Here is a 23,771-nt window from a genome sequence, read left to right as displayed (position 1 = left end):
ACTTCGGCCAAGCGCCTACGTAAGGTCAAGCGCAGGCATCAGGTAGTAGAAGGCGAAGACCGCCGAGACGACGTACATAGCGACGGGCACCTCGCGGCCCCGCCCCGCCGCGACCCGCAGCACGGTGAAGGCGATGAAGCCCATGCCGATGCCGTTCGTGATCGAGTACGTGAACGGCATCATCAGCATGGTCACGAACGCCGGGATCGCGATCGTGTAGTCGCTCCAGTCGATCTGGCCGATCGAGCCGGACAGGATCAGGAAGCCGACGGCGAGCAGCGCGGGCGTCGCCGCCTGCGAGGGCACCATCGTGGCGATGGGGGTGAGGAAGAGCGCCACCGCGAACAGACCGCCGGTGACGACGTTGGCGAGACCGGTGCGGGCACCCTCGCCGACGCCCGCCGTGGACTCCACGAAGCAGGTGGTGGCCGAGGCCGAGGAGGCGCCGCCCGCCGCGACGGCGATGCCGTCGACGAACAGGACCTTGTTGATGCCGGGGAAGTTCCCCTTGTCGTCGGTCAGGTGGGCCTCGTCCCCGATGCCCATGATCGTGCCCATCGCGTCGAAGAAGCACGAGAGCAGCACGGTGAAGACGAACAGGATGCCGGTGAGGACACCGACCTTCTCGAAGCCGCCGAACAGGCTGATCTCGCCGACGAGGCCGAAGTCCGGCGTCGCGACCGGGTTGCCGGGCCACTCGGGGGTCGTCAGGCCCCAGGAGGGCACGTCGGCGACCGCGTGGATGATCATGGCGAGGACCGTCATCACGACGATCGAGAGCAGGATCGCGCCCGGCACCTTGCGCACCAGGAGCGCGAGGGTGAGCAGCACGCCGAGGACGAAGACGAGCACCGGCCAGCCGTTGAGGTGGCCGTCGCCGCCGAGCTGGAGCGGCACGGTGGTGTGGGCGGCGTCCGGGATGCGCGAGACGAAGCCCGCGTCGACGAGGCCGATCAGCATGATGAACAGGCCGATGCCGATCGCGATGCCCTTGCGCAGGCCGAGCGGCACCGCGCTCATCACCCGCTCCCGAAGCCCGGTGGCGACGAGCAGCATCACCACGAAGCCCGCGAGCACCACCATGCCCATGGCGTCCGGCCAGGACATGCGGGGGGCGAGCTGGAGCGCCACCACGGTGTTCACGCCGAGGCCGGCCGCGAGCGCGATCGGCACGTTCCCGATGACGCCCATGAGCAGCGTGGTGAAGGCGGCGGTGAGCACGGTGGCGGTGACCAGCTGCTTGTTGTCCAGCTGGTGGCCGTACATGTCCTTCGCGCTGCCGAGGATGATCGGGTTGAGCACGATGATGTACGCCATCGCGAAGAAGGTGGCGAAGCCGCCGCGCACCTCCCGCGCCAGGGTCGAACCCCGCTCCGTGATCTTGAAGAACCCGTCGAGCCCGCCCTGCGGGGGGTTCGGGGGCGGCTGCTTGGCGTCGACCGGGGCGGTGGCCGAGGGGGACATGCGGGACCTCATGACCTCTGTTGAACGGGATAAGCCGAGCTTGCGCGTTTTTGTATATTCATACGAAAGCAACTGGCCATTAAGAAGCCGTTTCAGTATGAATACATGAGCGTGAAATGGCCATCTCCGCGCGTAGAGCCTTGCGGCACAAGGGGTCCGGGAGCGCACTCGGGGCCCGGTGGGGCCCCGTCTAAGCTGAGGGCATGGCGAAGTGGACACCGAAGCACGAGGCGCCGGAGCCCCTGGAGGGGCCCGTCGTCGCCACCATCACCGGCGGCACGATCCTCTGGTTCGTCCTCTTCCTGGTCCAGCTGCCGTTCTACGGCTGGTTCGACGACCGCGACGCCACGTGGTGGGTGTGGACCTGCCTCGCGGGCGCGGGCCTCGGCCTGATCGGCATCTGGTACGTGCGGGGGCGCGACGCGGCCATCAAGCGGGCGGAGGCTTCTCGTACCGCCGCAGTACGGGATGCGACCTGAGGGCAAACCCCCTCCTACCGTGGTCGGATCTTTCAGACATTCAAGGGGTGAAGCCCCCCGACCCGTCTTACCGTCGAAGGCATGACGCATATCGACGCGGGCGCCGAACTCGACCCGGTCCACCCGGTGGCGCCACCGACAGGGCGCGCCACCGGCCTGACAGCGGCCGAGGTCGCCGAGCGGGTCGCCCGCGGCGAGGTCAACGACGTACCGGTCCGCAGCAGCCGCTCCACCACCGAGATCGTCCGGGCCAACGTCTTCACGCGCTTCAACGCGATCATCGGCGTGCTCTGGGTGATCATGCTGTTCGTCGCGCCGATCCAGGACAGCCTCTTCGGCTTCGTGATCGTCGCCAACACCGGCATCGGCATCATCCAGGAGCTGCGCGCCAAGAAGACCCTCGACGGGCTCGCCGTCATAGGCGAGGCCAAGCCGACGGTCCGGCGCGACGGCGTGGCCGCCGAGATCTCCACCTCCGAGATCGTCCTCGGCGACCTGGTGGAGCTGGGCCCCGGCGACAAGATCGTCGTGGACGGCGAGACGGTCGAGTCCGACAGCCTCGAAGTCGACGAGTCCCTGCTGACCGGTGAGGCCGACCCGGTCCTGAAGAAGCCGGGCGACAAGCTCATGTCGGGCTCGTTCGTGGTCGCGGGCGGCGGCGCCTTCACGGCGACCAAGGTGGGCCGCGAGGCCTACGCCGCCCAGCTCGCCGAGGAGGCGAGCCGCTTCACCCTCGTCCACTCCGAGCTGCGCTCCGGCATCTCCACGATCCTCAAGTACGTGACGTGGCTGATGGTCCCGACGTCGATCGGCCTGGTCATCTCCCAGCTCGTCGTCAAGGACGACAACTTCAAGGAGTCGATCGCCTACACGGTCGGCGGCATCGTCCCGATGATCCCCGAGGGCCTGGTCCTGCTCACCTCCGTGGCCTTCGCGATCGGCGTCATCCGCCTGGGCCGCCAGCAGTGCCTGGTGCAGGAACTCCCGGCCATCGAGGGCCTCGCGCGCGTGGACACCGTCTGCCTCGACAAGACGGGCACGCTCACCGAGGGCGGCATGGACGTCACCGAGCTGCGCCCCCTGAACGGCTCGGACGAGGACTACGTACGCAAGGTCCTCGGCGCCCTCGGGGAGTCGGACCCGCGCCCGAACGCCTCGCTCCAGGCCATCATCGACGCCTACCCCGACAGCGAGGAGTGGCGCTGCACCGAGTCGCTGCCGTTTTCCTCCGCCCGCAAGTACAGCGGGGCGAGCTTCAGCGAGGGCGACGGCACCGCCTCCACCTGGCTGCTCGGCGCGCCCGACGTACTCCTTCCCGCCGGGGACCCGGCGCTCGACGAGGTCGAGCACCTCAACCACCAGGGCCTGCGCGTGCTGCTCCTCGCCCGCGCCGCGGGCGACCTGGACGCCTCCGACCTCGCCGCGGGGGCGCGCCCCACGGCCCTGGTCGTCCTGGAGCAGCGCCTGCGGCCCGACGCCGCCGACACCCTGCGCTACTTCGAGGAGCAGGACGTCCAGGCCAAGGTCATCTCCGGTGACAACGCGGTCTCCGTGGGCGCGGTGGCCGCCAAGCTGGGCCTGCCCGGCGCGCAGAACACGGTGGACGCGCGGCAGCTGCCCAAGGAGCGGGCGGAGATGGCGGAGGAGCTGGACGCCCACTCCGTCTTCGGGCGCGTGACCCCGCAGCAGAAGCGGGACATGGTGGGCGCGCTCCAGTCCAAGGGCCACACGGTCGCCATGACGGGCGACGGCGTGAACGACGTCCTGGCCCTCAAGGACGCGGACATCGGCGTCTCGATGGGCTCGGGCTCGGAGGCGACGAGGGCGGTGGCCCAGATCGTCCTGCTCAACAACAGCTTCGCGACGCTGCCCTCGGTGGTGGCCGAGGGCCGCCGCGTCATCGGCAACATCACGCGCGTGGCGACGCTGTTCCTCGTCAAGACGGTCTACTCCGTCGTCATCGCCCTGCTGGTGGTCTGCTCCCAGGTGGAGTACCTGTTCCTGCCGCGCCACCTGACGCTCCTGTCCACCCTGACGATCGGCGTCCCGGCCTTCTTCCTCGCGCTCGCCCCCAACAAGGAGCGCGCCAAGCCGCACTTCGTCCGCAGAGTCATGCGCTACGCGCTGCCCGGCGGCATCATCGCGGCCCTCTCCACCTTCGCGACGTACCTGCTCGCCCGCCACCACTACGTGGGCGAGGGCGCCCGTGAGGCCGAGACCAGCGCGGCCACGCTCACGCTCTTCCTGGTCTCCCTGTGGGTCCTGGCGATCATCGCCCGCCCCTACACCTGGTGGCGGATCTGCCTGGTGGCGGCCATGGGCCTGGGCTTCCTGCTGGTCCTGACCATCCCCTACCTCCAGGACTTCTTCGCCCTGAAGCTGGTCGGTACGACGATGCCGTGGGCGGCGGTCGCGATCGCGGCGGTCGCCTCGGCGGCGACGGAGTTCGCCTTCCGCTGGGTCGACCGCCGCTTCACGGCGTAACGGCTAGCGCACGTCGACGAAGTCCCCGGCCGACGCCACGGCCGGGGCGGTCGCCGACCCGCCGAAGACGTACCGGAAGGTGCCGTCACCCGTGGCCGTCACGGTGGCCTTCACCTTGCCCTTGACCCCGGACTTCACCGTCTTGACCGTCGTGTAGCCGCTCGCGCCCTCCGCCTTGAACTGGAGCTTCACCGGCTGCCCGGTGTACCCCGCGTACGTGCGCTTCTCCCAGTCGGCCCGCGTCAGCGCGCCGGAGACCGTGACGGCCTCACCCTTCTTCACGGGCTCCGGGGTGGCGTCGGCGGTGAGCTTGGCGGCGCGCTTGACGCTGACGGTCTTGTACTTCTCCTTGATGACGTGGTTCTCGGCGCTGCCCTTGCCGAGCAGGCCGGCCACCACGTTCCACTTGCCCGCGGTGCGGTTCTCGAGCCCGCGCGGCTGAGCCACGGTGACGATCTTGCAGGTGGCGGACTTCGCGTCGATCTTGGTGCAGCGGGGCTCAGCGGCCGGGCTCAGCATGCCGTCCAGGCTGCCCCAGTCGAGCTTCTTGCCGTACCACAGCGCGACGAAGCCGTCCTTGATGCCCTTCGGGTCGGTGCCCGTGACGGTCATCGTGATCTTCTTCTTGGAGGTGCCGATCACGACGTCCTTGCCGCCGTTGACGACGACCTTCGTGATCTTGGTGTGGCCCTTCTGCGAGTCGGCGGCCTGCGCGGCCGGAGCGACGAGGGCGGACAGGGCGACGGCGCCGGCGACGGCGGCCACGGTGGTGCGGATGCGCATGGGGTGGTTCCTCAGGAGTGCTGGTGCGGTACGGGGATGGCTCAGCGGACGTCGATGGCGTCGCCCGCGGAGGTGACGGACGGGGTGGTCGACGTGCCCGCGAAGACGTAGCGGAACGTGCCGTCCACCGAGGCCTTCACCGTGGTCTTCAGGGCGCCCTTGGCGTCGGACTTCACCGTCTTGACCGTCGTGTACCCGCTCGCGCCCTTCGTCTTGAACTGGAGCTTCACCGGCTGCTGGGTGTAGCCCGCGTACTTGCCGGTGTCCCAGTTCGCCCGGGTCAACGCACCCGCGACCGTGATCGACTTGCCCTTCTTCACCGGCTCCGGCGAGGCGTTGACGGTGAGACGGGCGGCGCGCTTGAGGCGGGCGTCCGACTTGAGGTACTCCTCGCGGTGCTTCTCGCCGTTGTTGTCGACCGCGGTGGCGAAGACGTTCCAGCGGGTTCCGGCGTGCGCGTTGCGCAGGTCCTGCGGGAAGGCGACGACGGTGTCGGAGCAGGTCTTCGTGGTGGCGTCCACCTCCACGCACTGGGCGTTGTAGACCACGGGCGCGATGACTTCCCTGGACGTGCCGAAGTCCGAGCCGAACCACAGGAACCCGCTGGCGCCCCGCACACCGTCCGGGTCGGTGGCGGTGACGGAGAGGTCGAACTTCTTCATCTCGGTGGTGCCGATCACGACGTCCTTGCCACCGTTGACGCTGATCTTCGTGATCTTGAGATCGCCCGCGGCCTCGTCCGCCTGCGCGGCCGGGACAGCGAGGGCGGACAGGGCCAGGGCGCCGGAAACGGCGGCCACGGTGGCACGGATGCGCATGTGTTTCCCCTGGGGGAGAGGGGGTCCCGTGGTGCGTAGCCGTCACACGGGGCCCAGTGATCTAGGAGTCTGTTGACTCCTGGATCAGACCCTCACCCATGGCCAAAGGTTGTACGTTCCGCGAAACCTGCTGGCAGGCCTAGTCGAACCACCGGTCCCGTGCCAGCTCCGCCGTCCGCGACGGGTCCTCCAGGAGCGCCGCCACCTCGAAGCGCCGGGGCCACTGCCGCGCCGCCCAGGCCAGGCCCGCCGCCACGCCCTCCACCGTCGCCGCGTGCACCGTGCCGTCGGGGGTGAAGCGCCACTCCAGGTCGACGCCGTCCACGACGAGTTCCTCGTGCTCGCGGTACGTCGCCGGGGTGGCGGGGCCGAGCAGGACGCGTACGGACTCGGGAACCTCGTGCTCCACGCCCGACGCGGGGTCGACCTCCGCCCGGACGTACGCGCTCAGCCGCTCCGCCTGGAGCAGCTCCGCGAGGTCCCCGGCCCGCGAGGGGGCCACCGGGAGCAGCGGCAGGCCCGAGGTCAGCGGCAGCAGGTCGGGGGCGTCCGCGACCACCGCGTCCCCGGTGTCGACGCACATCACGTCGTCGCCCTCGCCGCCCAGGACCGCCCGCACCTCGTCCGGCAGCGTGACCTGCTCCGGGTCGACGTCGGCGAGCGCCCCGTACAGGGCGTGCAGCTGGCCCGAGGAAACGGTCCTGTCCGGGTCCGCGAGCCGGTCGAGCAGCTCGGCCGCTCCCCCGGGCTCGGCGAGCAGCGCGCCCACGGACGTCCGCACGCCCAGGGCGCGCAGCACCTGTTCGTCGTCGAAGCCGGTGGCGTCGGCGGAGTCGTACAGGCCGGCGAGCAGCGGATCGCCGCCCGCCGCCCGCAGGCCCGCCGGGCGGCGGCCGTCCAGGACGGGGTGGCCGCGCAGCCACCACGCGGTGTAGGGGCGCACGCTCTGCGTGGTGCCGTCCGGCAGGAGCACCCGGACCGGCTGGGTGAGGGCGTCCCGCAGCGGCGGCTGCGAGAGCAGCGCGAGCGCCTGCGGCCAGCGGTCGTCGTCGACGAGGTCGAGGTCCCGCACGGCGACGACCTCCGTCGCCACGGGCGGCACCGACGTGTCCGGCAGCTGGTCGAGGACGTCCTCGCACCACACGTCGACCGCGTCGAGCAGACCCGCGTCGTCGGGCTCGGCGTAGTCCCCGTCGCGGGGCTCAAGCTCGTCCGGGTCGAGGACGACGTCCGTGGCGCGTACGAGGGTGAAGGTGGCGAGGACCCCGCACGCGGCCAGCGGGCCCTCGCCCCACCGCCCGGCGACATCCGCGTCCACGAAGGCCAGCTCGCCCTCGCGCATGACCCCGGCGAACGCGCTGCCGGGCAGCACGAGTTCCCCCGCGGGCGCGAGTTCGCCGTCCTCGTCGGGCAGCGCGAGCGCCCCGAGCCAGGGCTCGTCGCCGGGCGCGAGGCCCGCGTCGCGGACGAGGGTGAGCACGAGGTCCGCGAGGGCTTCGGCGTCGAGCCCCGCCTCCTCGTCGAGGCCGTCGTACCAGGAGTCGTCGTCGAGCGAAGCGGCCACGGCCGCCCGCACCTGGGGCGTCGTCAGGACCGCGCGGGGCGTGGCGGGCAGCGCGCCCAGCTTCTCCAGGAGCGGGTGCGCGGCCTCGGCGTGGGCGACCTTCAGGCCGAGCCGGGCCAGGGCCCCGGGCGCGGCCCCCTCACCCGGCGCGGGCAGCAGGACCTGGCGCGGCCCGATCGTCGTACGCCCGCTCGCCAGCGGCACGGGAAGCCCCGAGAGCCGGTCGGGGTCGACGCCCGCGAGGGTGTCGTACAGGCGCCGCCACCAGGACGGCTCCCGCTCCAGGCCCGCGAGCCGGTCGACGGCCTCGGTCAGCGGCACCCGGGCGACGCCGAGCGTGCGCAGCTCGCCCCGGCGCTCCAGGCCCGCGGGCAGCAGGCTGGGCAGGACCTCGGCGAGGACCCGCACGGTGTCCGCGCCCGCGCCCTCCACCACTTCCGCGTCGCGCGGCCGCAGCGCCTCGGGGGCCTCGGCTTGCGACCACTCGTCGGCGGGCTCCCGCACGGGCCCCGCGGCGGGCGGCAGGAACGCGGTGCGCGGCAGCCGGTCGAGCACGGCCTGCCGCAGCGCGCCGTCCAGCTCGCTCCTGCCGAGCGGCCCCGGCACCAGGCCGATGACCGCCTCCGTCACCGGGCGCCACCCGGCGAGCAGTTCGGCGTACGCGTCCGCGGCCCGCTCCACCAGGAAGTCCGTGAGCGGGCCCGGCGCGGCGTGGCGGCGGCTGGTGTCGAGCGGGAACGTGCCGATGAGCAGCGCGGGCACGCCGAGCGGCTCGTCGCTGGGGGTCGGCGCGTGCAGCACCGGGCTCGTGCGGGGCGCCCCGGGCGTGCCGTCGTCGTCCACCGGCACGGCCCAGGTGAGCTGCCAGTACGGGCGCAGCCGCTCCTCCACGGGGCGGTCCGCGAGCAGCCGCGCCTCCAGCTCCCCTGCACGAGTGACGGTGCGCCAGCGCGTCGTGCCGTCGCGGGTGTCCGTCACGACGGTGTCCGCGCCGTCGGCGGAGCGGCGCAGGACCCGGGTCGTGCCGTCCGGGGTGCGGACGGAGACCTCGGCGAGGCCGGGCAGCGCGAGCAGCAGCGCGTCGTCGACGCCGGCGAGCAGCCGCGTCACCAGGTCCTCGGCGGCGACGTCCCGCAGCGGCAGGATCACCACCGTGTCGTAGCCGTCCGGAGCGCTGCCCTCCGCCGCAAGGGGCAGCCGCAGGAGCGGTACGTGGCCGTCGCGCCGCCGCATCTCGTCGCCGAGGCCGGGGCTGAACCTGGCGGTCTCGGCTGCCAGGTCACGGGCCTCCGCCAGGGACCAGCGGACCCCGCCGGTGCGGCCCACCACGGCGGGCTCGTCCGACACGGTGAGCACGGCGGCGAAGCCCACGCCGAAGCGTCCCGTGGTGCGCCGCCCGGCGTCGCCCTCCCGCTTCGCGGACGCCCGCAGCGTCGCCAGGGACTCCACGCCCGCCGCGTCCAGCGGGGCGCCGGTGTTCGCCGCGGCGAGGACGCCGTCCTGGAGGGTGAGGGCGAGCCGGCCCTCGACGCCCGCGCGGGCGGCCGCGTCCGATGCGTTCTGCGCCAGCTCCACGACCAGGCGGTCGCGGTAGCCGCCGAGCGCCAGGTCCTCCTCGGCGTTGGCGTCCTCCCGGAACCGGGCCGGGCTCGCCGCCCAGGCCTCGAGCACGGAGCGGCGCAGACGGGCGGTGCCGAACGGGTCGGTGCCCTCGGTGGCCGGCCGCACGGTCTTGCTCACGGTTCGTCGCCCTTCTCCGGTTGGCTGTGGGGGCGAACGGTACCGCGTCCCGCGCGGGCCGCCCTCCGGGGGCGGCCCGGGCGGCTAGGAGTGGCCCAGGTCCTCGTCCGCGTCCTGGTCGGCGGCCGGGACCGAGCCCGAGTCGGGCGCGGGCCGCAGCGGCAGCGCGTCGACCTTCGTCTCGTCGAGGACGGGCGGGGCGGGCCGCGGCGGCTTCGGCATGACCGCGGCCTCGGAGTGCCCGCCGCAGCCGTAGGCGAGCGAGACCACGTGGCCGTCCGCGGGACCGAACTCGTTTGCGCAGACGCCGAAGGCCTGGCCGAGCGAGCCCCCGATGGGCACCAGGAAGCCGCAGCTCACGCAGGACGCGGGCGCGGCCTGCGCCATCGGTGTCTTCGCGCCGTAGCCCTCGTCCCAGCGGTCGGCCGATGTGTGCAGGCCGTACCGGGACAGGACGCGGGCGCGGCGCATCCCCAGCTCCTCCGCGAGGGCCGCGAGGGAGCCGCGGGCGGGCACGGCGTCGGCGGCCGGGGCGCCCTCCGTGCCCTCTGTGACCGCGGTGACTTCGGCGTCCTCGGCCTCGACGCGCTCGGCCAGCTCACGCGAAAGCACGGAGTTCGGCGGCGGCGCGTCGTCGCCGGAGTAGCCGGGCTCCAGGCGCAGGTCCTCGGCGTCCGTGGGCAGCAGGTCGCCCGGGCCCATGTCGCCGGGGCGGAGGCGCTCGCTCCACGGCACCCACTCGGGGGCGAGCAGCGCGTCGGGTCCCGGCAGCAGGACGGTCTCGTCGAGCGTGACGACCTTCGCGCGGGAGGCGCGGGCCACGGTCACCGCCCAGCGCCAGCCGCGGTAGCCCGGCTCCTTGCACTCGAAGAGATGCGTGACCACGCGGTCGCCCTCGACGACGACCTCGACATGCTCACCGACCACCCCCGGCGCGGCGGCCTCGTCGGCCGCGGCCCGGGCGAACCCGACGGCCTCGGCGCAGAGGCGGTCGGGGGTACGCGGGGTGCGCTGGGTGCGGCTTCGCGTTGTCGCTGCGCTCACAGGTATCGCTTCTCTCCTACGCCGTCTCACGGGTGCGCCACCCTTACGCGGGGGCACGGACGGAGCGGACCAGGGGGCCGCGTCGACGTCCGCGCCCGACGTCACGGGCGCGCCTACGCCATCCATTCTGCGGGATGGCCATGAGGCGCGCGGCCGAGAGCTTCCGCCGCAGGCGCGTTACGCACGCTACCTGTTCTCGGCCCCTGGGCCCACACCGGCGCCCGTCCCGAGCCGTCGCCGGCCGCGTGTCGGGGGCGACATCGGAGGGGGCCGGACGCAAGAGGTGCCACTAGTCCGGGGCGGAAGGGGGCACTATGACTGGGTGGCTGGCGTCAGGTCGTCGTCGTCCCACGGGCTGGACTCCCCCCGCACGGCGGGCAGGGCAGCCCGTGCGCTGGGCCGCGCGCTGCACCTGCCGTTCACCGGAACGGCCCGCGGCATCCGCAAGGCGACCCACGCCCACGGGGCGGGCGAGTCGGGCCTCGGCAAGCTGATCGAGCTGCACGCGGTGAACGGCGCGGGTGACGTCCTGATCACCGTCTCGCTCGCGTCCACGGTGTTCTTCTCCGTGCCGACCGACGAGGCCCGCGGCCGCGTCGCGCTCTACCTCGCCATCACCATGGCGCCCTTCACGCTCCTCGCCCCCGTCATCGGCCCCCTCCTGGACCGCCTTCCGCACGGCCGCCGCGCCGCGATGGCGGGCGCGATGCTGGCGCGGGCGCTGCTCGCCCTGATCCTGTCGAGCGCGGTGGCGACCGGCGGCCTGGAGCTGTACCCGGCCGCGCTCGGCGTGCTCGTCGCGTCGAAGGCGTACGGCGTGGTCCGCAGCGCCGTGGTGCCACGGCTGCTGCCACCCGCCTTCTCCCTGGTGAAGGCGAACTCCCGGGTGACCCTGAGCGGGCTGCTCGCGACGGGCCTGGCCGCGCCCGTGGGAGCGGGGCTCCAGGCCGTCGGGGCGCGCTGGCCGCTGTACGCGGCGTGCGCGGTGTTCCTCGCCGGGACCGCGCTCTCGTTCACGCTGCCGCGCAAGGTGGACTCGGCGAAGGGCGAGAGCAAGGCGCTGCTCGCCGCGGACGAGGCGCATCTGCACCTGGCCCGGGCCCGGGACCGGAAGGACTCGACCCGCAGGAGCCTGCTCGGCCTGCGGACGGTCGGCCCCGCCGTCACGCACGGCCTCGCGGTCAACGCCGCGCAGCGCGGGCTCTCCGGCTTCCTGATCTTCTTCCTGGCCTTCCTGCTGCGCGAGCACCCGCTCGGCGGGCAGAGCGCGGCGGTCTCCCTCGGCATCGTCGGGGTCGCCGCGGGCACGGGCAACGCGCTCGGTACGGCCGTCGGGGCCTGGCTGAAGGCGCGCGCACCCGAGATGATCATCGTGACCGTGGTGGCGGTGGTGCTCGGGGTCGCGGTGTGCGCGGCGGTGTTCTACGGCCCCGTGGGCATCGCCTGCCTCGCGGCCGTCGCGGGCTTCGCGCAGGCCCTGTCGAAGCTGTCGCTCGACGCGCTGATCCAGCGGGACGTGCCGGAGGAGGTGCGCACGTCCGCGTTCGCACGCGCCGAGACACTGCTCCAGATGGCCTGGGTGATCGGCGGCGGCATCGGCATCGCCCTCCCGCTGAACGGCACGCTCGGCCTGTCCGTCGCGGCGGCGATCGTGGCACTCGGCTGGCTACCGACGGTACGGGGCCTGTTGGCGGCGGCCCGCCGGGGCGGCGGCCGCCGCGTCCTGGCCTGACACCTCCCCTGGCGGCGGGGCGGCCGGTGGGAGGCCTGGGGCCAGGCGATAGCCTTTCGCCATGACCTCCCTGGTACCCCGCTCAGCGCGCAGCCGCCGCGCCGTCGCCTCCCTCGGCGCCGTCTCCGCAGGACTGCTCGTCCTGTCGGCCTGTGACAAGCCGACGCCGCTGGCCACCGTGACGGTCGGCAGCAAGTCCGTGCACTCCGAGGCCGCCTGCTACAAGGACGGCAAGGAACTGACGCCGTCCGCCGTGCAGGACTGCCTGAAGGACACGAAGGACATCGAGTCCCTCACGGTCGACCCCGACGAGAAGGTCCGCTTCGGCGTCGACCCCGAGGTCGCCGACAAGGGCTGGACGCTGCTGATGAACGGCCAGCCGCTGACCGAGGCCAGCAAGAAGACGTACGTCGTCATCCCGGGCAGCGTGTTCTTCAACCAGCAGTACGGCGGCGGCGGTTCCTCCACCACCGTCAGCATCCTCGAGGGCGGCAAGAGCGAGGGTGGCGCGCCGAAGGCCACGGGCCTGTGGTCGTTCAAGCTGAAGAAGGACAAGGACGCCTGACCGGGACCGGGCGGGCCCCACGCGTCCTGGTGGCCACCGCCGTCCCCGCCGAGCGGGACGCGGTGGCCTCCGGCCTGTCCCGCGGAACCCGCGTGGACGTGCTCGCCGTCGGTGTCGGGCCCGCGGCCGCCGCCGCGGGCACCGCGGCCGCGCTCGCCGTCGCCGCCGCGCACGGCACGCCGTACGACCTCGTGGTCTCCGCGGGGATCGGGGGCGGGTTCGCGCCCGCCGCGCCCGTGGGGTCGCTCGTCGTCGCCGACGCCGTCACCGTGGCCGACCTGGGGGCCGAGACGGCCGACGGCTTCGTGCCCGTGACCGAACTCGGCTTCGGCCGGGTCACCCACGACCCGCCGGCCGCCCTCGTACGCGAGCTGGCGACCGCGTCGGGAGCCGCGACGGGCACCGTCCTGACGGTGTCCACCGTCACCGGTTCCGCCGAGCGCGCGGCCGAGCTGCGCGCCCGCCATCCGCGTGCTCTCGCGGAGGCGATGGAGGGCTTCGGCGTCGCCGAGGCCGCCGCCGCGCGGCGACTGCCCGTGTGCGAGGTCCGCGCGGTCTCGAACCCGGTGGGCCCGCGCGACCGGGCCGCCTGGCGCATCGGCGACGCGCTCGCCGCGCTCACGGAGGCGTTCGGGAAGTTCACGCCCGTACTGGAGAGTTGGAACAGGCATGACTGACACCGCCCCCGAGGCCCTGCGCATCGCGTACTCCCCCTGCCCCAACGACACCTTCGTCTTCGACGCCTGGGCGCACGGCCGCGTGCCGGACGCGCCCGCGCTCGACGTGACGTTCGCGGACATCGACGTCACGAACGGCATGGCCGAGCGCGGCGAGTTCGACGTGCTCAAGGTGTCGTACGCCGTATTGCCCTACGTCCTCGACGAGTACGCGCTGCTGCCCTGCGGCGGCGCCCTCGGCCGTGGCTGCGGGCCGCTGGTGCTCACCCGGGAGCCGGGCATCGACCTCAGCGGCAAGACCGTCGCCGTGCCGAGCGAGAAGTCGACGGCGTACCTGCTGTTCCGGCTGTGGGCGGCGGACGTCCTCGCGGACGGCGTCGGGGAGATCGTCGTGCTGCCCTTCGACCGGATCATGCCCGCCGTGCGGGACGGGAAGGTCGACGCCGGCCTCGTCATCCACGAGGCGCGCTTCACGTACCAGAACTACGGCCTGCACCGGCTCGCCGACATGGGCGAGCACTGGGAGGCCACGACGGGCCTGCCGATCCCGCTCGGCGCGATCATCGCGAAGCGGGCGCTCGGCGACGAGGTGCTGCGGGGCCTCGCGGACGCGGCGCGGGCGTCCGTCCGCCAGGCGTGGGAGGACCCCGAGGAGTCCCGCCCCTACGTCCTGGAGCACGCCCAGGAGATGGATCCGAGGGTGGCCGACCAGCACATCGGCCTGTACGTCAACGAGTTCACGGCGGACCTGGGCGAGGACGGCTACGCCGCGGTGCGCGGGCTCCTGACCCGCGCCGCCGCGGAAGGCCTGGTCCCGGCCTTGGCCCCGGGAGCGCTCTCGTTCCCCTGACGGGCGGCTCCCGCCTCGTCGGCGCTCCGCGCCTCGTCCTCAAACGCCGGACGGGCTGAATGTGTCCGGTGCGGGCCGCGTTCCCGTGTCGACTCGCAGACGGAATCCGGTCCGCACCGGCAACCATCCAGCCCGTCCGGCGTTTGAGGACGAGCGCGCCGGCGCGATGGCCCCGTTCTCGGGACCCGAGGTCACACGTCACACGTCCAGCTGGTCCGCCACCGCGCGCAGCAGGCCCGCGATCTTCGCGCCGGAGGCCTTGTCGGGGTAGCGGCCCTTCTCCAGCATGGGGGTGATGTTCTCCAGGAGGGTGGTGAGGTCCTGGACGATGGAGGCCAGTTCGTCCGGCTTGCGGCGCTGCGCCGCGGCGACCGACGGCGTCGGGTCCAGTAGCGTCACCGAAAGGGCCTGGTCCCCGCGCTGGCCGGCGACCACGCCGAATTCCACGCGCTGGCCGGGCTTGAGTGTGTCCACGTCGTCGGGCAGTACGGAGGAGTGCACGAAGACGTCACCGCCGTCGTCGCGGGAGAGGAAGCCGAAGCCCTTCTCGCTGTTGAACCACTTGACCTTGCCGGTAGGCACGTGAAGTCCTCGTCCTCGTACTAGTCGTCGTATCGGCGGCACCGCGCCGCCTTCGGCGTGGACCCTCCGGTCCCTGTCCGCCGGGCGAAAACGGCTCTGGATAGCACTACAGCGGGTCGCGCGACCCGCCGGCACCAAGACTATTGGTCCCGGGGCCGGTGACAAGACGTCCCCGGTTTCTTCCTTCGCGCTGGGAACTACCCTGGTCCGGTGCGTGACAAAACCCAAGCGAATTCCACCGGACCGGGCGACGGCCTCGTACGGATTGGCGCGATCGTTTTCTTCGTCGGTGCCGTGGCCACGCTGGTCACGGTGGCTCCGCTGTTCCTCGGCGGCGACCCTTTCCCGTCCATCGCCTACGCGGTGTGCATGCTGATGGGCGCGGGTTTCCTCATCGCCGGGGCGGGTGTGCTCCGCTCCGTCGCCGCGCAGCGCCGTCAGGCCAGGTCAGCGACGGGCCCGACGGCCAGGTGAGCCGCGAGCCAGGCCGGGAACTGGCTCAGATCGTCGAGTACGACGTCGGCGCCCGCCGCGCGCAGTTCGTCTGCGTCGCACGGCCCGGTCGCCACCGCTACGGAGAGCGCGCCCGCCGTACGCGCCCCGCGTACGTCACCGGTGTGGTCGCCGACGTAGACGGACGCCCCGTACGCGCGCAGGGCCTGCGCCTTCCGCTCCGCCCACAGGTTGCCGACGACGGCGTCCGCCGCGATGCCGAGGTGCTCGATGTGGAGTTTGGCGTTCGGCTCGTACTTGGCGGTGACGACCATCGCGCGCCCGCCCGCCGCGCGCACCGCGTCGACCGCCGCCCGGGCGCCGGGCAGCGCGGGCGTCGCGGCGATCGCGTATGTGGGATACATCTCACGGTACAGCTCCGCCGTCGCGGCGATCTCGGTGGCCGGAAACCAGTGGGCCAACTCCTGTTCGAGGGGCGGCCCGAGGCGGGTCACGGCCAGGTCCGCGTCCACGTGCGTACCGGTCCGCTCGGACAGCGCCACGTAGCAGGCGCGGATGCCGGGCCGGGAGTCGATCAGGGTCATGTCGAGGTCGAAGCCGACGGTGAGCGCGCTGCGGTCTCCGGTGGTCCGTGCAGTCCGTGAGGTCATGGCGCTCATTGTGCCGGGGCGCCGGAACCCCGGGCGGGGCGGCCGGGGCTCCGGGCGGGGCGGACGGGCCCCCTTATGCTTCTTAGCCAAGCCTTACCTATCACCCTGCGAAACGAGCCAGCCGATGCGTGTGAACGCCAGACGCGCCGTCGTGATGACGGCGGCCGTCGTGGCCCTGCTGCTCGCCGTCCTGTTCAGCCTCGCCGTGGGCGCCCGCGCGATCGCGCCGTCCGCGGTCCTCGACGCCCTGCTGCACGGCGGGCACAGCGACGCCGCCGAAGTGGTCCGCGAGATGCGCGTGCCGCGCACGGTCCTCGGCGTCATGGTGGGCGCCGCGCTCGCCGTCGCGGGCACCGCGCTCCAGGGCATCACCCGCAACCCCATCGCCGACCCCGGCATCCTCGGCATCAGCCAGGGCGCCTCGGTCGGCGTGGTCTTCGCCATCGCGTACGCGGGCACGCACACGCTCACCGGATACGTCTGGTACGGCTTCACGGGCGCGGCCCTCGCGGCCGTCGCGGTCTACGCGATCGCCGCCGGCGGCCGGGGCGGCGCGACTCCCGTCAAGCTCGCGCTCGGCGGCGCCGCGATCAACGCGCTGCTCGTCTCCGTCACCACGGGCATCCTCACCACCCGCGCGTCCGCGCTCGACGAGTTCCGCTTCTGGCAGGTCGGCGCGCTCTCCGGGCGCGAGGCCGCGATCGTCGGCCAGACCTGGCCGTTCCTGCTCGCGGGGCTGCTGCTCGTGCTCTCCGTCGCCCGCGGGCTCGACGCCCTCGCGCTCGGCGAGGACGTGGCCAAGGGGCTCGGGCAGAACGTGGCACTCGTGCGCGTCGTGGGCGGGCTCGGCGCCACCGTCCTGACGGGCGTCGGCGTCGCCGTCGCGGGGCCCATCGCCTTCATCGGCCTCGCGGTCCCGCACATCGCCCGCGCCGTCATCGGCAGCGACCACCGGTGGGTGCTGCCGCTCGCCGCCCTCCTGGGGCCCGTGATGCTGCTCGTCTCCGACACGGTGGGCCGGATCGTCTTCCCGCCGAGCGAGGTCCCCGCGGGTGTGATGACCGCCCTGATCGGCGTGCCGTTCCTGGTGACCCTGGTCCGCAGGAAGGCGGTGGCGGCGTGAGCACCGGCTCCCTTCCCCCCGCCGCGCGGCGCGTGCGTCCCGCCGGGTACGCCGTCCTGCGGTTCAAGCGGGCCACCTTCCTCGCCCACCGCAGAGCGGCCGCCGTGGCCACCGTGCTCGCGCTGCTGCTCGCGGCCGCCTGCCTGGCCTACCTCTGCGTCGGCGAGACGTACGTCCAGCCCGTGGAGGCCCTCAAGGTCGTCTTCGGCAGGCCCTCGCCGGACGAACTGGTCGTGGGCACGCTCCGCGAGCCGCGCCTCGTCGTGGGGCTGCTCGTCGGCGCCGCGTTCGGGGTCGCGGGCGCGCTCATCCAGACCGTCGCCCGCAACCCCCTGGCCAGCCCGGACATCATCGGGATCAGCCAGGGCGCGAGCGCGGTGACGGTCGCCGCGATGACGTTCGGGCTCACGTCCTACACGGTCCTGCCCTATCTGTCCGTGGCGGGCGGCGTCGCCGCCGCGCTGCTCGTGTACGTGTTCGCGTGGCGCGGCGGCCTGCACGCGACGCGGTTCGTGCTGATCGGCATCGGCTTCGCGATCGCCCTGCGGTCCGTCACCACGCTCTTCATGACGAAGGGCGACTACCTCGTCGCGCAGCAGGCGCAGATCTGGATGACGGGCTCGCTGAACGGCCGCGGCTGGCCGGAGGCCGAACCGCTCGCCCTGACCCTGCTCGTGCTCCTGCCGTGCGTGGCCTGGGCGGCCCGCGCCCAGCGCACCGTGTCGATGGACGACGACACGGCGACGGCGCTCGGCGTGCGGCTCGGCCGGGTGCGCACCGGGCTCGTGCTGCTCGGCGTCGTCCTGGCGTCGGTGGCGACCGGGGCCGCGGGGCCCGTCGACTTCGTGGCGCTGCTCGCCCCGCAGATCGCCCGGCGCCTCACGCGTACCGCGCAGATCCCGCTGCTCAGCTCGGCGCTGCTCGGCGCGATCGTCGTCGTCCTCGCCGATCTGCTCGCCCGGCGGCTGTTCTCGCCGACCGAGCTGCCGGTGGGCGTGCTCACGGCCGCCGTCGGGGCGCCGTACTTGATCTGGCTCATCGTCCGTAGCCGTTCCGTCCGCAATGGAGGCACCGCGTGACCGCCCCCGCCGACAGCGGCGCGCGCCTGACCGCGCGCGAGCTGACCCTCGCCTACGAGGACCGTACGGTCGTGCACGCGCTCGACCTCGCGATCCCCGACGGCGCGGTGACCGTCATCGTCGGCCCGAACGCCTGCGGCAAGTCGACGACCCTGCGCGCGCTCGGGCGGCTGCTCAAGCCCAAGGGCGGCGCCGTCCTGCTCGACGGCGAGGAACTCGCGAAGCTACCGACGCGCCACATCGCCCAGCGGATCGGGCTGCTCCCGCAGACCCCGGTCGCGCCGGAGGCCATCACGGTCGCGGACCTGGTGGCGCGCGGCCGCCAGCCCCACCAGCGGTGGTGGCAGCAGTGGTCGGACGCCGACGAGCGGGCCGTCACCGAGGCGATGGAGCGCACCGACGTGGCCGCGCTCGCCGAGCGGGCCGTCGACGAGCTGTCGGGCGGGCAGCGGCAGCGCGTGTGGATCGCCATGGCCCTCGCGCAGGAGACGGAGCTGCTGCTGCTCGACGAGCCGACGACGTACCTCGACATCTCCCACCAGGTCGAGGTCCTGGACCTGGTACGCCAGTTGAACCACGACCGGGGCCGGACGGTCGCCGTCGTCCTGCACGACCTGAACCAGGCCGCCCGCTACGCCGACCACCTCGTCGCCATGAAGGAGGGGCGGATCGTGGCCGAGGGCGCGCCCCGCGATGTCGTCACCGCGGAGCTGGTACGGGACGTGTTCGGTCTGGAGTGCGTGGTCGTCCCCGATCCGGTGACGGGGTCGCCGCTGGTGGTGCCGGGCACCCCGTGGCGGCCTCCGGCCCGCGAAGACCGTACGGAACCGGCAGATCGTACGGAACCGGCAGACCCCACCGCACCGGCAGACCGTTCGGAACCGGCAGACCGCAAGTCCCCCCTCGACGAAAGGCCCTCCCCATGATCCAGAGCCCCCGCCGCCGCGTCCGCACCGCGGGCGTCCTCGCCGTCACCGGTGTGCTCGCGCTCGCCGGGTGCGGTTCGTCCGACGACGGCAACGACAAGGAGTCGGGCTCGGGCGGGACGCACGTCGTGAAGACCGCCATGGGCGATGTGAAGGTGCCCGTGAAGCCCGAGCGGGTCGTCGTGCTCGACACCGCCGAGCTGGACTCCGCGCTCACGCTCGGCGTGAAGCCCGTCGGCGCCACCCACACCGACGCCTCCAGCGGCGGCTTCCCCGGCTACCTGCCCAAGGACAAGCTCGCGGGCGTCAAGGACGTCGGCGAGATGATGAGCCCGAACCTGGAGGCCATCGCGGGTCTGAAGCCGGACCTGATCCTCACCTCCAAGGTCCGCCACGGCGCGAAGTACGACCAGCTCAAGCAGATCGCCCCGACGGTCATGACGGAGACCACAGGCCACCCCTGGAAGGAGAACTTCCAGGTGCACGCGGACGCGCTCGGCAGGAAGGCGGCGGCGAGGAAGGCCGTCGCCGCCTACGACGCGCACGTCAAGGAGGTCACGACGGCGATCGGCGGCCCGGCGAAGGCCAAGGCCACCGAGGTCAACGTGGTGCGCTTCGTGCAGGGCGCCGACATCCGCATCTACGGCGAGCAGTCGTACATCGCCACGCTCCTCAAGGACGTCGGCCTGGGCCGCGCGCCCATCTCCAAGAAGGCCAAGGACGGGTTCTCGTACGACGTGAGCCCCGAGAAGATCGACCTCGCCGACACGGACGTCATCTTCCAGTCGACGTACGGCGATCCGAAGAAGGCCAAGCGGACGCAGACCGTGAACAGCGGCCTGTGGAAGAACATGAAGGCGGTCAAGTCCGGCAACGTCCACGTCGTGGACGACGAGCTGTGGATCCAGGGCATCGGCTACACGGCCGCCGACAAGGTCCTGGACGAGATGAAGGCGGCGCTCACGAAGAAGAAGTAGCCGCCGCCGCAGGGGAGTCGGCCCGGGGCGGCCGCGCGGCTACTCGGGCTTGCTCCGCTGCGACCTCCACACGAGGAACAGGGCGGAGGCGACGGCCGCCGCGCGGACCACCCACGGCCAGGTGTCCTCCACCGCCGCGTTCATCTGCCCCTTGGCGATGGGCTCGCCCCACTTGCCCTGCGCGCGGCCCCACAGCCAGGCGATGCCGCCGGCGACGGTGAGGGCGGGCACGGCGATCACCGCGGCCTTCTTCTCGGCCGGGCTGAGCTTGCGCGAGAACCAGGCGACGACCCAACCGCCGCCGAGCGCGAACCAGTTGCCGATGACCGCGCCGACGACCAGCGCGGTGGCGGCGAGCAGCAGGACGGGGTTGGTGAGGGACCGGACCCCGGCGAGCACGCCGGCTCCGGCGGACGCACCGGCCCCCGCGGTGGCGTCCGGGGCGGGGGCCTCCGCGTCGAGGTCCTCCCCGGGCGGCGGGTTCTTGGCGGGCGGCGGGTTCTTGGCGGGCGGGGCGGTCTTCGTCAGGGACGGGAGAACGCCGAACCTGCGGCGGCGCGCCTCTTCCGGCGCGGCATCCTCCTCGCCGTCATCGCCGTCATCGCCGTCATCGGGTCCGTCGTCCTCCTCCGCCTCCCGCTCCTCACCGGTCCCCTTCTTCTCCAGGTCCGTGACCGGCCGCTTCAGCATCTCGGGGATCTCCACGCCGCCCACGAACCCGGGCACGGCGTGCGCGCCCTCCAGCGGGAGGCGCTCCACCCGCCACCAGTCGGGTTCCAGGTCCGGTGGGCTGTCGCCGAGTTCGTCGGGGCCCGCGAGGTGCGGCGGAGCGGGGCGCGGCGGTACCGGGCGGGGCGGCTCCGGCGCTCGGCGCGGGCGCGGCACCACGCGGCGCGGGCGCTTGGGCTCGCGCGACCGGGGCGCGGGCTCGGGCGCGGGCGCTGCGGCCGGTGCGGCGGGCCCCGCCGCGGGGTCGGCCGCCGCGGTGACCAGGTCGTCCGGGGAGCCGATGCGGTCCAGGATGCGCCGCACCGCCGCGGGGCTGTCGGCGGCCTTGGCGCGGCGGCGGTCGATCTCGCCCCGCAGTTCGGACACGAGCCGCATGCGCGCGGCGGACGGCAGCTGGCGCTGCTGCGCGAGGTCGCCGACGCGGCTCAGGTAGTCGAAGACGAGCTGGTCGCTCTCGATCCCCACGAAGTTCCCTCCGGGGCTGCGGTGTTGAGGTGGGCCCGGACATCGAAGTTACCGCGTCGCCGTGGCCGCGCCGGTGACGCCCCCTCAGCGGCGGGGTTCCCGTCAGTCGTCGGCCAGCTCGGCGACGCCCGTGACACGGTGCAGCGGGTAGGTGCGGACCTCGTCGGCCGTGTGGTCGTACGCGGTCACGAAGCCGCCCTCGACGCGGACCGGGGCGATGACGCGCTGGCTCGCGGCGCCTTCGGCGTTGACGTAGCCGATCCACAGGCTCTCGCCGGTGAGGACGGCCGCCTGCATGGTGGCGAGGGTCTCCGCGGAGGTGGTGCGGGGCAGCTCGCCGGTGGCCGCGGGGGCCTCCTTGCGCGGCGTGGTGGACGCGAGGTCCCCGGCGCGGATGGCGCGTACGGCGGCGTCGATGAGCGTGGCGTCGGGCAGCGGCGGCCCGTCGGGCACCGGCTCGGGCGCGGTGCGCGGCGGGGTGCGGTGGCTGTGGGCGCGGGTGATCAGGACGTCGCCCTCGGCGCTCTCGGCGGCGGGCGCGAAGCCCATCGCGCGCAGGCCTTCGAGGAGCGTGGCCGGGTCGGCCTGCGCGGCGAGCACGGTGGCCGCGAGGCGCCGCAGGCGAAGGCCTTGGGCCCGCTTGTCCGCGAGGATCTCGTCGAGTACGCCCTCGTCGTCGCACCGCACGTACGCGGAGGCCGCGCCGACGCGCAGATGGCCGTGTCTGCGGGCCACGTCGTCGATGAGGTACGCGAGGGGCTGCGGGACGGGCGTGCGGGAGTGCGCGGCGAGGAACGCGTGCAGGTCGGACGCGCTCTGCCTGGCGTCGAGCGCGCGGCGCACCGAGCCCGGGGTGAAGCGGTAGACGGTGGCGCCGCCCTTGGACTCCACGTCGGCGAGCACGGTGAGGGCGTCCGCGAGGGGGCGCTGGAGCGGCCCCGGGGCGACCGCGGTGAGGTCCGCCTGGAGCAGGACGTGGTCGAGGGGCTCGGGCAGGAGCGGGGCGAGGAGGCGGGCGGCGTCGGCGGCGGTGCGGCCCTCGGTGAGCAGCGCGCGGCCGTGGGCGGAGAGCGCGCCGCGCCCGGTGACCCCGAGGAGTTCCGCCTCGCTCAGCGTCCACCGGGCCAGGCGGGCCCGCAGCTCCGTGGCGCCCCCGCCGGACGGGCGCTCCCAGCGCAGCCGGTCGAGCACGGACTCCTCGGCGGGCGCGGCGCCTTGGGGCAGCCCGGCCAGGAGCGCGAGGACCCGGTGGCGCACCTCGGCCGCGGCGGAGCGGTCGAGTCCGGGGCCGAGCGCGGACAGGGTGCGGTCCTTGCTGTCGCGCCCGCCGACGAGCCCCGGGGTGCGGGTGGCCGCGTACCAGGCGGTGGCCAGCCGCGCCCAGCGCTCGGCGGCGGGCAGCTCCTGCCAGCTGTCGTAGGCGGGGGTGGCGGCGTAGCGCTCGTCGGCCTCGCCGTCGGGGGCCAGCAGGCCCGCGGCGTAGGCGAGTTCGACCCAGAACGCGGCCTGGGGCTCCGCCACGTCCAGGGCGACGGCGGTCCGCTTCAGGTCCCGTACGCTCAGACCGCCCGCGCGCAGCACGGCCGGGCCGCCCTCGTCCCAGTCCTTGAGCAGCTCCTCGACGGTGGCGAGCGCAGTGTAGGCCTGCCCGGCCGCCGTCGCGTCCACCACCTGGGGACGGTGTTCGCGCGCGACCTCCACCGCGGGCGGCGACGGCTCCAGGACGCGGTGGGCGCGGCCCCCGCGCAGGTGCAGCGCGGCCTCCCGGGGCAGCACCACCGTGCCCGGCGCGGTGGGGAGCAGCAGGCCCCGGTCGAGCAGCCACCGCAGATGGGGGGCCGGCTCCGCGGTGACCTGCCCGTACGGCGGGCCCCACACGAGCCGGGAGAGGACCTCGACGGACTCGGCGGGCGCCCCGTCGAGCAGCTGGGACATCCGCTCCTGGTCGGTGAAGAGCGCGGTGAGGGACTCCACGGCCGACACCGCGTCGTGCGTGGAGGCGAGCCCCGCCGCCGCGACGACGCTCTGCACCCGGCCCGGTGACATGCCCGCCGTGGCCTCCGCGACCGTCGGCCCGAGCCCCGTCGGCGAGGGCCGCTGCGGCGTCGGCGCGAGCAGCTCGCGGGCGGTGCGCACCAGGCGCATCCTGCTCTCCGTGCCCCAGACGAGCGCCTGCCCGCGCAGCGTCGCGAGGGCCCGGTCGACGGCCTCGCCGGGCGCGGGCGCGAGCAGCCCCGCCAACTCCTCGTACGAGGCCGGGTCCGGGGCCACCGCGAGGGCCTCGGCGACCTGCTGCGCGAACCGGTCGAGGCGCTCAAGGGCGCGTACCACCGACGCCCGCGTGCCCGCGCGGGTGGCCAGCTGCGTCAGGTCGTTGGGCACGGGGCTGACGAGGTCGGGCCGGGACCGCAACAGCGCGACGAGCGTCGCGTCGTCGCTCGCCCGGAGGGCTTCCGCAAGCGAACGGGGGGCGTCCGGGGTACTCATCCTGGCAACGGTAGCGGGTCCCCGGCGGGCGCCGGTGTGCCGTGCCGTACGCGCCCGGGCGGGCGAGCGGGGCCGCGCGCCCCCACGGGCGGCCCGGGGG

20 protein-coding genes are annotated in these 23,771 nt (G+C 73.7%); 11 read left to right on the top strand and 9 right to left on the bottom strand.

Annotated elements, in window-relative coordinates:
- Positions 1-15 precede the first annotated feature (15 nt).
- Entirely contained in the window at positions 16-1,464 is a 1,449-nt protein-coding gene (locus AC07GB_RS26110) for an NCS2 family permease (protein WP_478849455.1), read from the bottom strand.
- Between the two features lie 203 nt (positions 1,465-1,667).
- Here AC07GB_RS26110 and AC07GB_RS26105 point away from each other — a divergent pair, with 203 nt between their 5' ends.
- The gene (locus AC07GB_RS26105) at positions 1,668-1,943 is read left to right on the top strand and encodes a DUF2530 domain-containing protein (protein ID WP_030687069.1); all 276 of its coding nucleotides are present in this window, start codon (positions 1,668-1,670) and stop codon (positions 1,941-1,943) included.
- An 81-nt stretch (positions 1,944-2,024) separates the two neighbouring features.
- Positions 2,025-4,427 (top strand): HAD-IC family P-type ATPase, encoded by a 2,403-nt coding sequence (locus AC07GB_RS26100; protein WP_478849453.1) that lies wholly within the window; start codon positions 2,025-2,027, stop codon positions 4,425-4,427.
- Between the two features lie 3 nt (positions 4,428-4,430).
- On the opposite strand, the gene AC07GB_RS26095 is transcribed toward AC07GB_RS26100, so the two are convergent.
- The 4 genes from AC07GB_RS26095 to AC07GB_RS26080 form a co-directional block, all read right to left on the bottom strand.
- A complete protein-coding gene (locus AC07GB_RS26095; protein WP_478849452.1) occupies positions 4,431-5,210 on the bottom strand; it encodes a calcium-binding protein in 780 nt (259 codons plus the stop codon).
- A 41-nt stretch (positions 5,211-5,251) separates the two neighbouring features.
- The gene (locus AC07GB_RS26090) at positions 5,252-6,028 is read right to left on the bottom strand and encodes a calcium-binding protein (RefSeq protein WP_478849450.1); all 777 of its coding nucleotides are present in this window, start codon (positions 6,026-6,028) and stop codon (positions 5,252-5,254) included.
- A gap of 139 nt (positions 6,029-6,167) precedes the next feature.
- Positions 6,168-9,332, bottom strand: a complete 3,165-nt coding sequence (locus AC07GB_RS26085) for a sacsin N-terminal ATP-binding-like domain-containing protein (RefSeq protein WP_478849448.1) — start codon at positions 9,330-9,332, stop codon at positions 6,168-6,170.
- A gap of 84 nt (positions 9,333-9,416) precedes the next feature.
- The gene (locus tag AC07GB_RS26080) at positions 9,417-10,376 is read right to left on the bottom strand and encodes a DUF3027 domain-containing protein (RefSeq protein ID WP_478849446.1); all 960 of its coding nucleotides are present in this window, start codon (positions 10,374-10,376) and stop codon (positions 9,417-9,419) included.
- 322 nt (positions 10,377-10,698) lie between these two features.
- Between AC07GB_RS26080 and AC07GB_RS26075 the strand changes: the two genes are divergently transcribed.
- The 4 genes from AC07GB_RS26075 (at position 10,699) to AC07GB_RS26060 (ending at position 14,200) form a co-directional block, all read left to right on the top strand.
- Positions 10,699-12,108 carry an MFS transporter gene (locus tag AC07GB_RS26075; RefSeq protein WP_478849444.1) on the top strand — a complete coding sequence of 470 codons (1,410 nt, stop codon included), beginning with the start codon at positions 10,699-10,701 and terminating at the stop codon, positions 12,106-12,108.
- A gap of 61 nt (positions 12,109-12,169) precedes the next feature.
- Positions 12,170-12,673 (top strand): DUF2771 domain-containing protein, encoded by a 504-nt coding sequence (locus tag AC07GB_RS26070; protein ID WP_478849442.1) that lies wholly within the window; start codon positions 12,170-12,172, stop codon positions 12,671-12,673.
- Entirely contained in the window at positions 12,637-13,350 is a 714-nt protein-coding gene (locus AC07GB_RS26065; RefSeq protein ID WP_478849440.1) for a futalosine hydrolase, read from the top strand. Before AC07GB_RS26070 ends, AC07GB_RS26065 begins: the two co-directional genes overlap by 37 nt.
- On the top strand, positions 13,343-14,200 hold the full coding sequence (locus tag AC07GB_RS26060; RefSeq protein WP_478849438.1) for a 1,4-dihydroxy-6-naphthoate synthase: 858 nt from the start codon (positions 13,343-13,345) through the stop codon (positions 14,198-14,200). Before AC07GB_RS26065 ends, AC07GB_RS26060 begins: the two co-directional genes overlap by 8 nt.
- Positions 14,201-14,398: 198 nt before the next feature.
- Here AC07GB_RS26060 and AC07GB_RS26055 read toward each other — a convergent pair whose 3' ends face one another.
- Entirely contained in the window at positions 14,399-14,782 is a 384-nt protein-coding gene (locus AC07GB_RS26055; RefSeq protein ID WP_478849436.1) for a cold-shock protein, read from the bottom strand.
- Positions 14,783-14,992: 210 nt separating this feature from the next.
- On the opposite strand from AC07GB_RS26055, the gene AC07GB_RS26050 reads away from it, so the two are divergent.
- Positions 14,993-15,256: a hypothetical protein gene (locus AC07GB_RS26050; protein ID WP_478849435.1), complete on the top strand. Its 264-nt coding sequence runs from the start codon at positions 14,993-14,995 to the stop codon at positions 15,254-15,256.
- Here the strand turns inward: AC07GB_RS26050 and AC07GB_RS26045 are convergent.
- The gene (locus tag AC07GB_RS26045; RefSeq protein WP_478849433.1) at positions 15,220-15,885 is read right to left on the bottom strand and encodes an HAD family hydrolase; all 666 of its coding nucleotides are present in this window, start codon (positions 15,883-15,885) and stop codon (positions 15,220-15,222) included. The two genes, AC07GB_RS26050 and AC07GB_RS26045, sit on opposite strands and share 37 nt — an antisense overlap.
- 124 nt (positions 15,886-16,009) lie before the next feature.
- Here AC07GB_RS26045 and AC07GB_RS26040 point away from each other — a divergent pair, with 124 nt between their 5' ends.
- Genes AC07GB_RS26040 through AC07GB_RS26025 form a run of 4 tightly spaced genes read left to right on the top strand, consistent with a single transcriptional unit; the run spans position 16,010 to position 19,990 of the window.
- Complete coding sequence (locus tag AC07GB_RS26040; protein ID WP_478849431.1) at positions 16,010-17,008, top strand: FecCD family ABC transporter permease; 999 nt, start codon at positions 16,010-16,012, stop codon at positions 17,006-17,008.
- Positions 17,005-18,087, top strand: coding sequence for a FecCD family ABC transporter permease (locus AC07GB_RS26035; RefSeq protein WP_478849429.1), 1,083 nt, complete (start codon positions 17,005-17,007; stop codon positions 18,085-18,087). The genes AC07GB_RS26040 and AC07GB_RS26035 overlap by 4 nt, the downstream gene beginning before the upstream one ends.
- Positions 18,084-19,013 carry an ABC transporter ATP-binding protein gene (locus AC07GB_RS26030; RefSeq protein WP_478849427.1) on the top strand — a complete coding sequence of 310 codons (930 nt, stop codon included), beginning with the start codon at positions 18,084-18,086 and terminating at the stop codon, positions 19,011-19,013. Before AC07GB_RS26035 ends, AC07GB_RS26030 begins: the two co-directional genes overlap by 4 nt.
- A complete protein-coding gene (locus tag AC07GB_RS26025) occupies positions 19,010-19,990 on the top strand; it encodes an ABC transporter substrate-binding protein (protein ID WP_478849425.1) in 981 nt (326 codons plus the stop codon). The genes AC07GB_RS26030 and AC07GB_RS26025 overlap by 4 nt, the downstream gene beginning before the upstream one ends.
- 39 nt (positions 19,991-20,029) lie before the next feature.
- Here AC07GB_RS26025 and AC07GB_RS26020 read toward each other — a convergent pair whose 3' ends face one another.
- A complete protein-coding gene (locus AC07GB_RS26020; RefSeq protein ID WP_478849423.1) occupies positions 20,030-21,184 on the bottom strand; it encodes a hypothetical protein in 1,155 nt (384 codons plus the stop codon).
- Positions 21,185-21,286: 102 nt separating this feature from the next.
- Complete coding sequence (locus tag AC07GB_RS26015; protein WP_478849421.1) at positions 21,287-23,671, bottom strand: helicase-associated domain-containing protein; 2,385 nt, start codon at positions 23,669-23,671, stop codon at positions 21,287-21,289.
- Positions 23,672-23,771: the final 100 nt, after the last annotated feature.

The sequence above is a fragment of the Streptomyces sp. NPDC045778 genome (assembly GCF_056431945.1).
Note: the sequence above shows the minus strand (reverse complement) of the source record. Positions and strands in the feature narration are given on the sequence as shown.

Bases quoted from the DNA above. Each gene is read 5' to 3' on its own strand.
- AC07GB_RS26110 (WP_478849455.1), bottom strand. From the start codon at position 1,464: ATGTCCCCCTCGGCCACCGCCCCGGTCGACGCCAAGCAGCCGCCCCCG.
- AC07GB_RS26105 (WP_030687069.1), top strand. From the start codon at position 1,668: ATGGCGAAGTGGACACCGAAGCACGAGGCGCCGGAGCCCCTGGAGGGG.
- AC07GB_RS26100 (WP_478849453.1), top strand. From the start codon at position 2,025: ATGACGCATATCGACGCGGGCGCCGAACTCGACCCGGTCCACCCGGTG.
- AC07GB_RS26095 (WP_478849452.1), bottom strand. From the start codon at position 5,210: ATGCGCATCCGCACCACCGTGGCCGCCGTCGCCGGCGCCGTCGCCCTG.
- AC07GB_RS26090 (WP_478849450.1), bottom strand. From the start codon at position 6,028: ATGCGCATCCGTGCCACCGTGGCCGCCGTTTCCGGCGCCCTGGCCCTG.
- AC07GB_RS26070 (WP_478849442.1), top strand. From the start codon at position 12,170: ATGACCTCCCTGGTACCCCGCTCAGCGCGCAGCCGCCGCGCCGTCGCC.
- AC07GB_RS26060 (WP_478849438.1), top strand. From the start codon at position 13,343: ATGACTGACACCGCCCCCGAGGCCCTGCGCATCGCGTACTCCCCCTGC.
- AC07GB_RS26045 (WP_478849433.1), bottom strand. From the start codon at position 15,885: ATGACCTCACGGACTGCACGGACCACCGGAGACCGCAGCGCGCTCACC.
- AC07GB_RS26040 (WP_478849431.1), top strand. From the start codon at position 16,010: ATGCGTGTGAACGCCAGACGCGCCGTCGTGATGACGGCGGCCGTCGTG.
- AC07GB_RS26025 (WP_478849425.1), top strand. From the start codon at position 19,010: ATGATCCAGAGCCCCCGCCGCCGCGTCCGCACCGCGGGCGTCCTCGCC.
- AC07GB_RS26015 (WP_478849421.1), bottom strand. From the start codon at position 23,671: ATGAGTACCCCGGACGCCCCCCGTTCGCTTGCGGAAGCCCTCCGGGCG.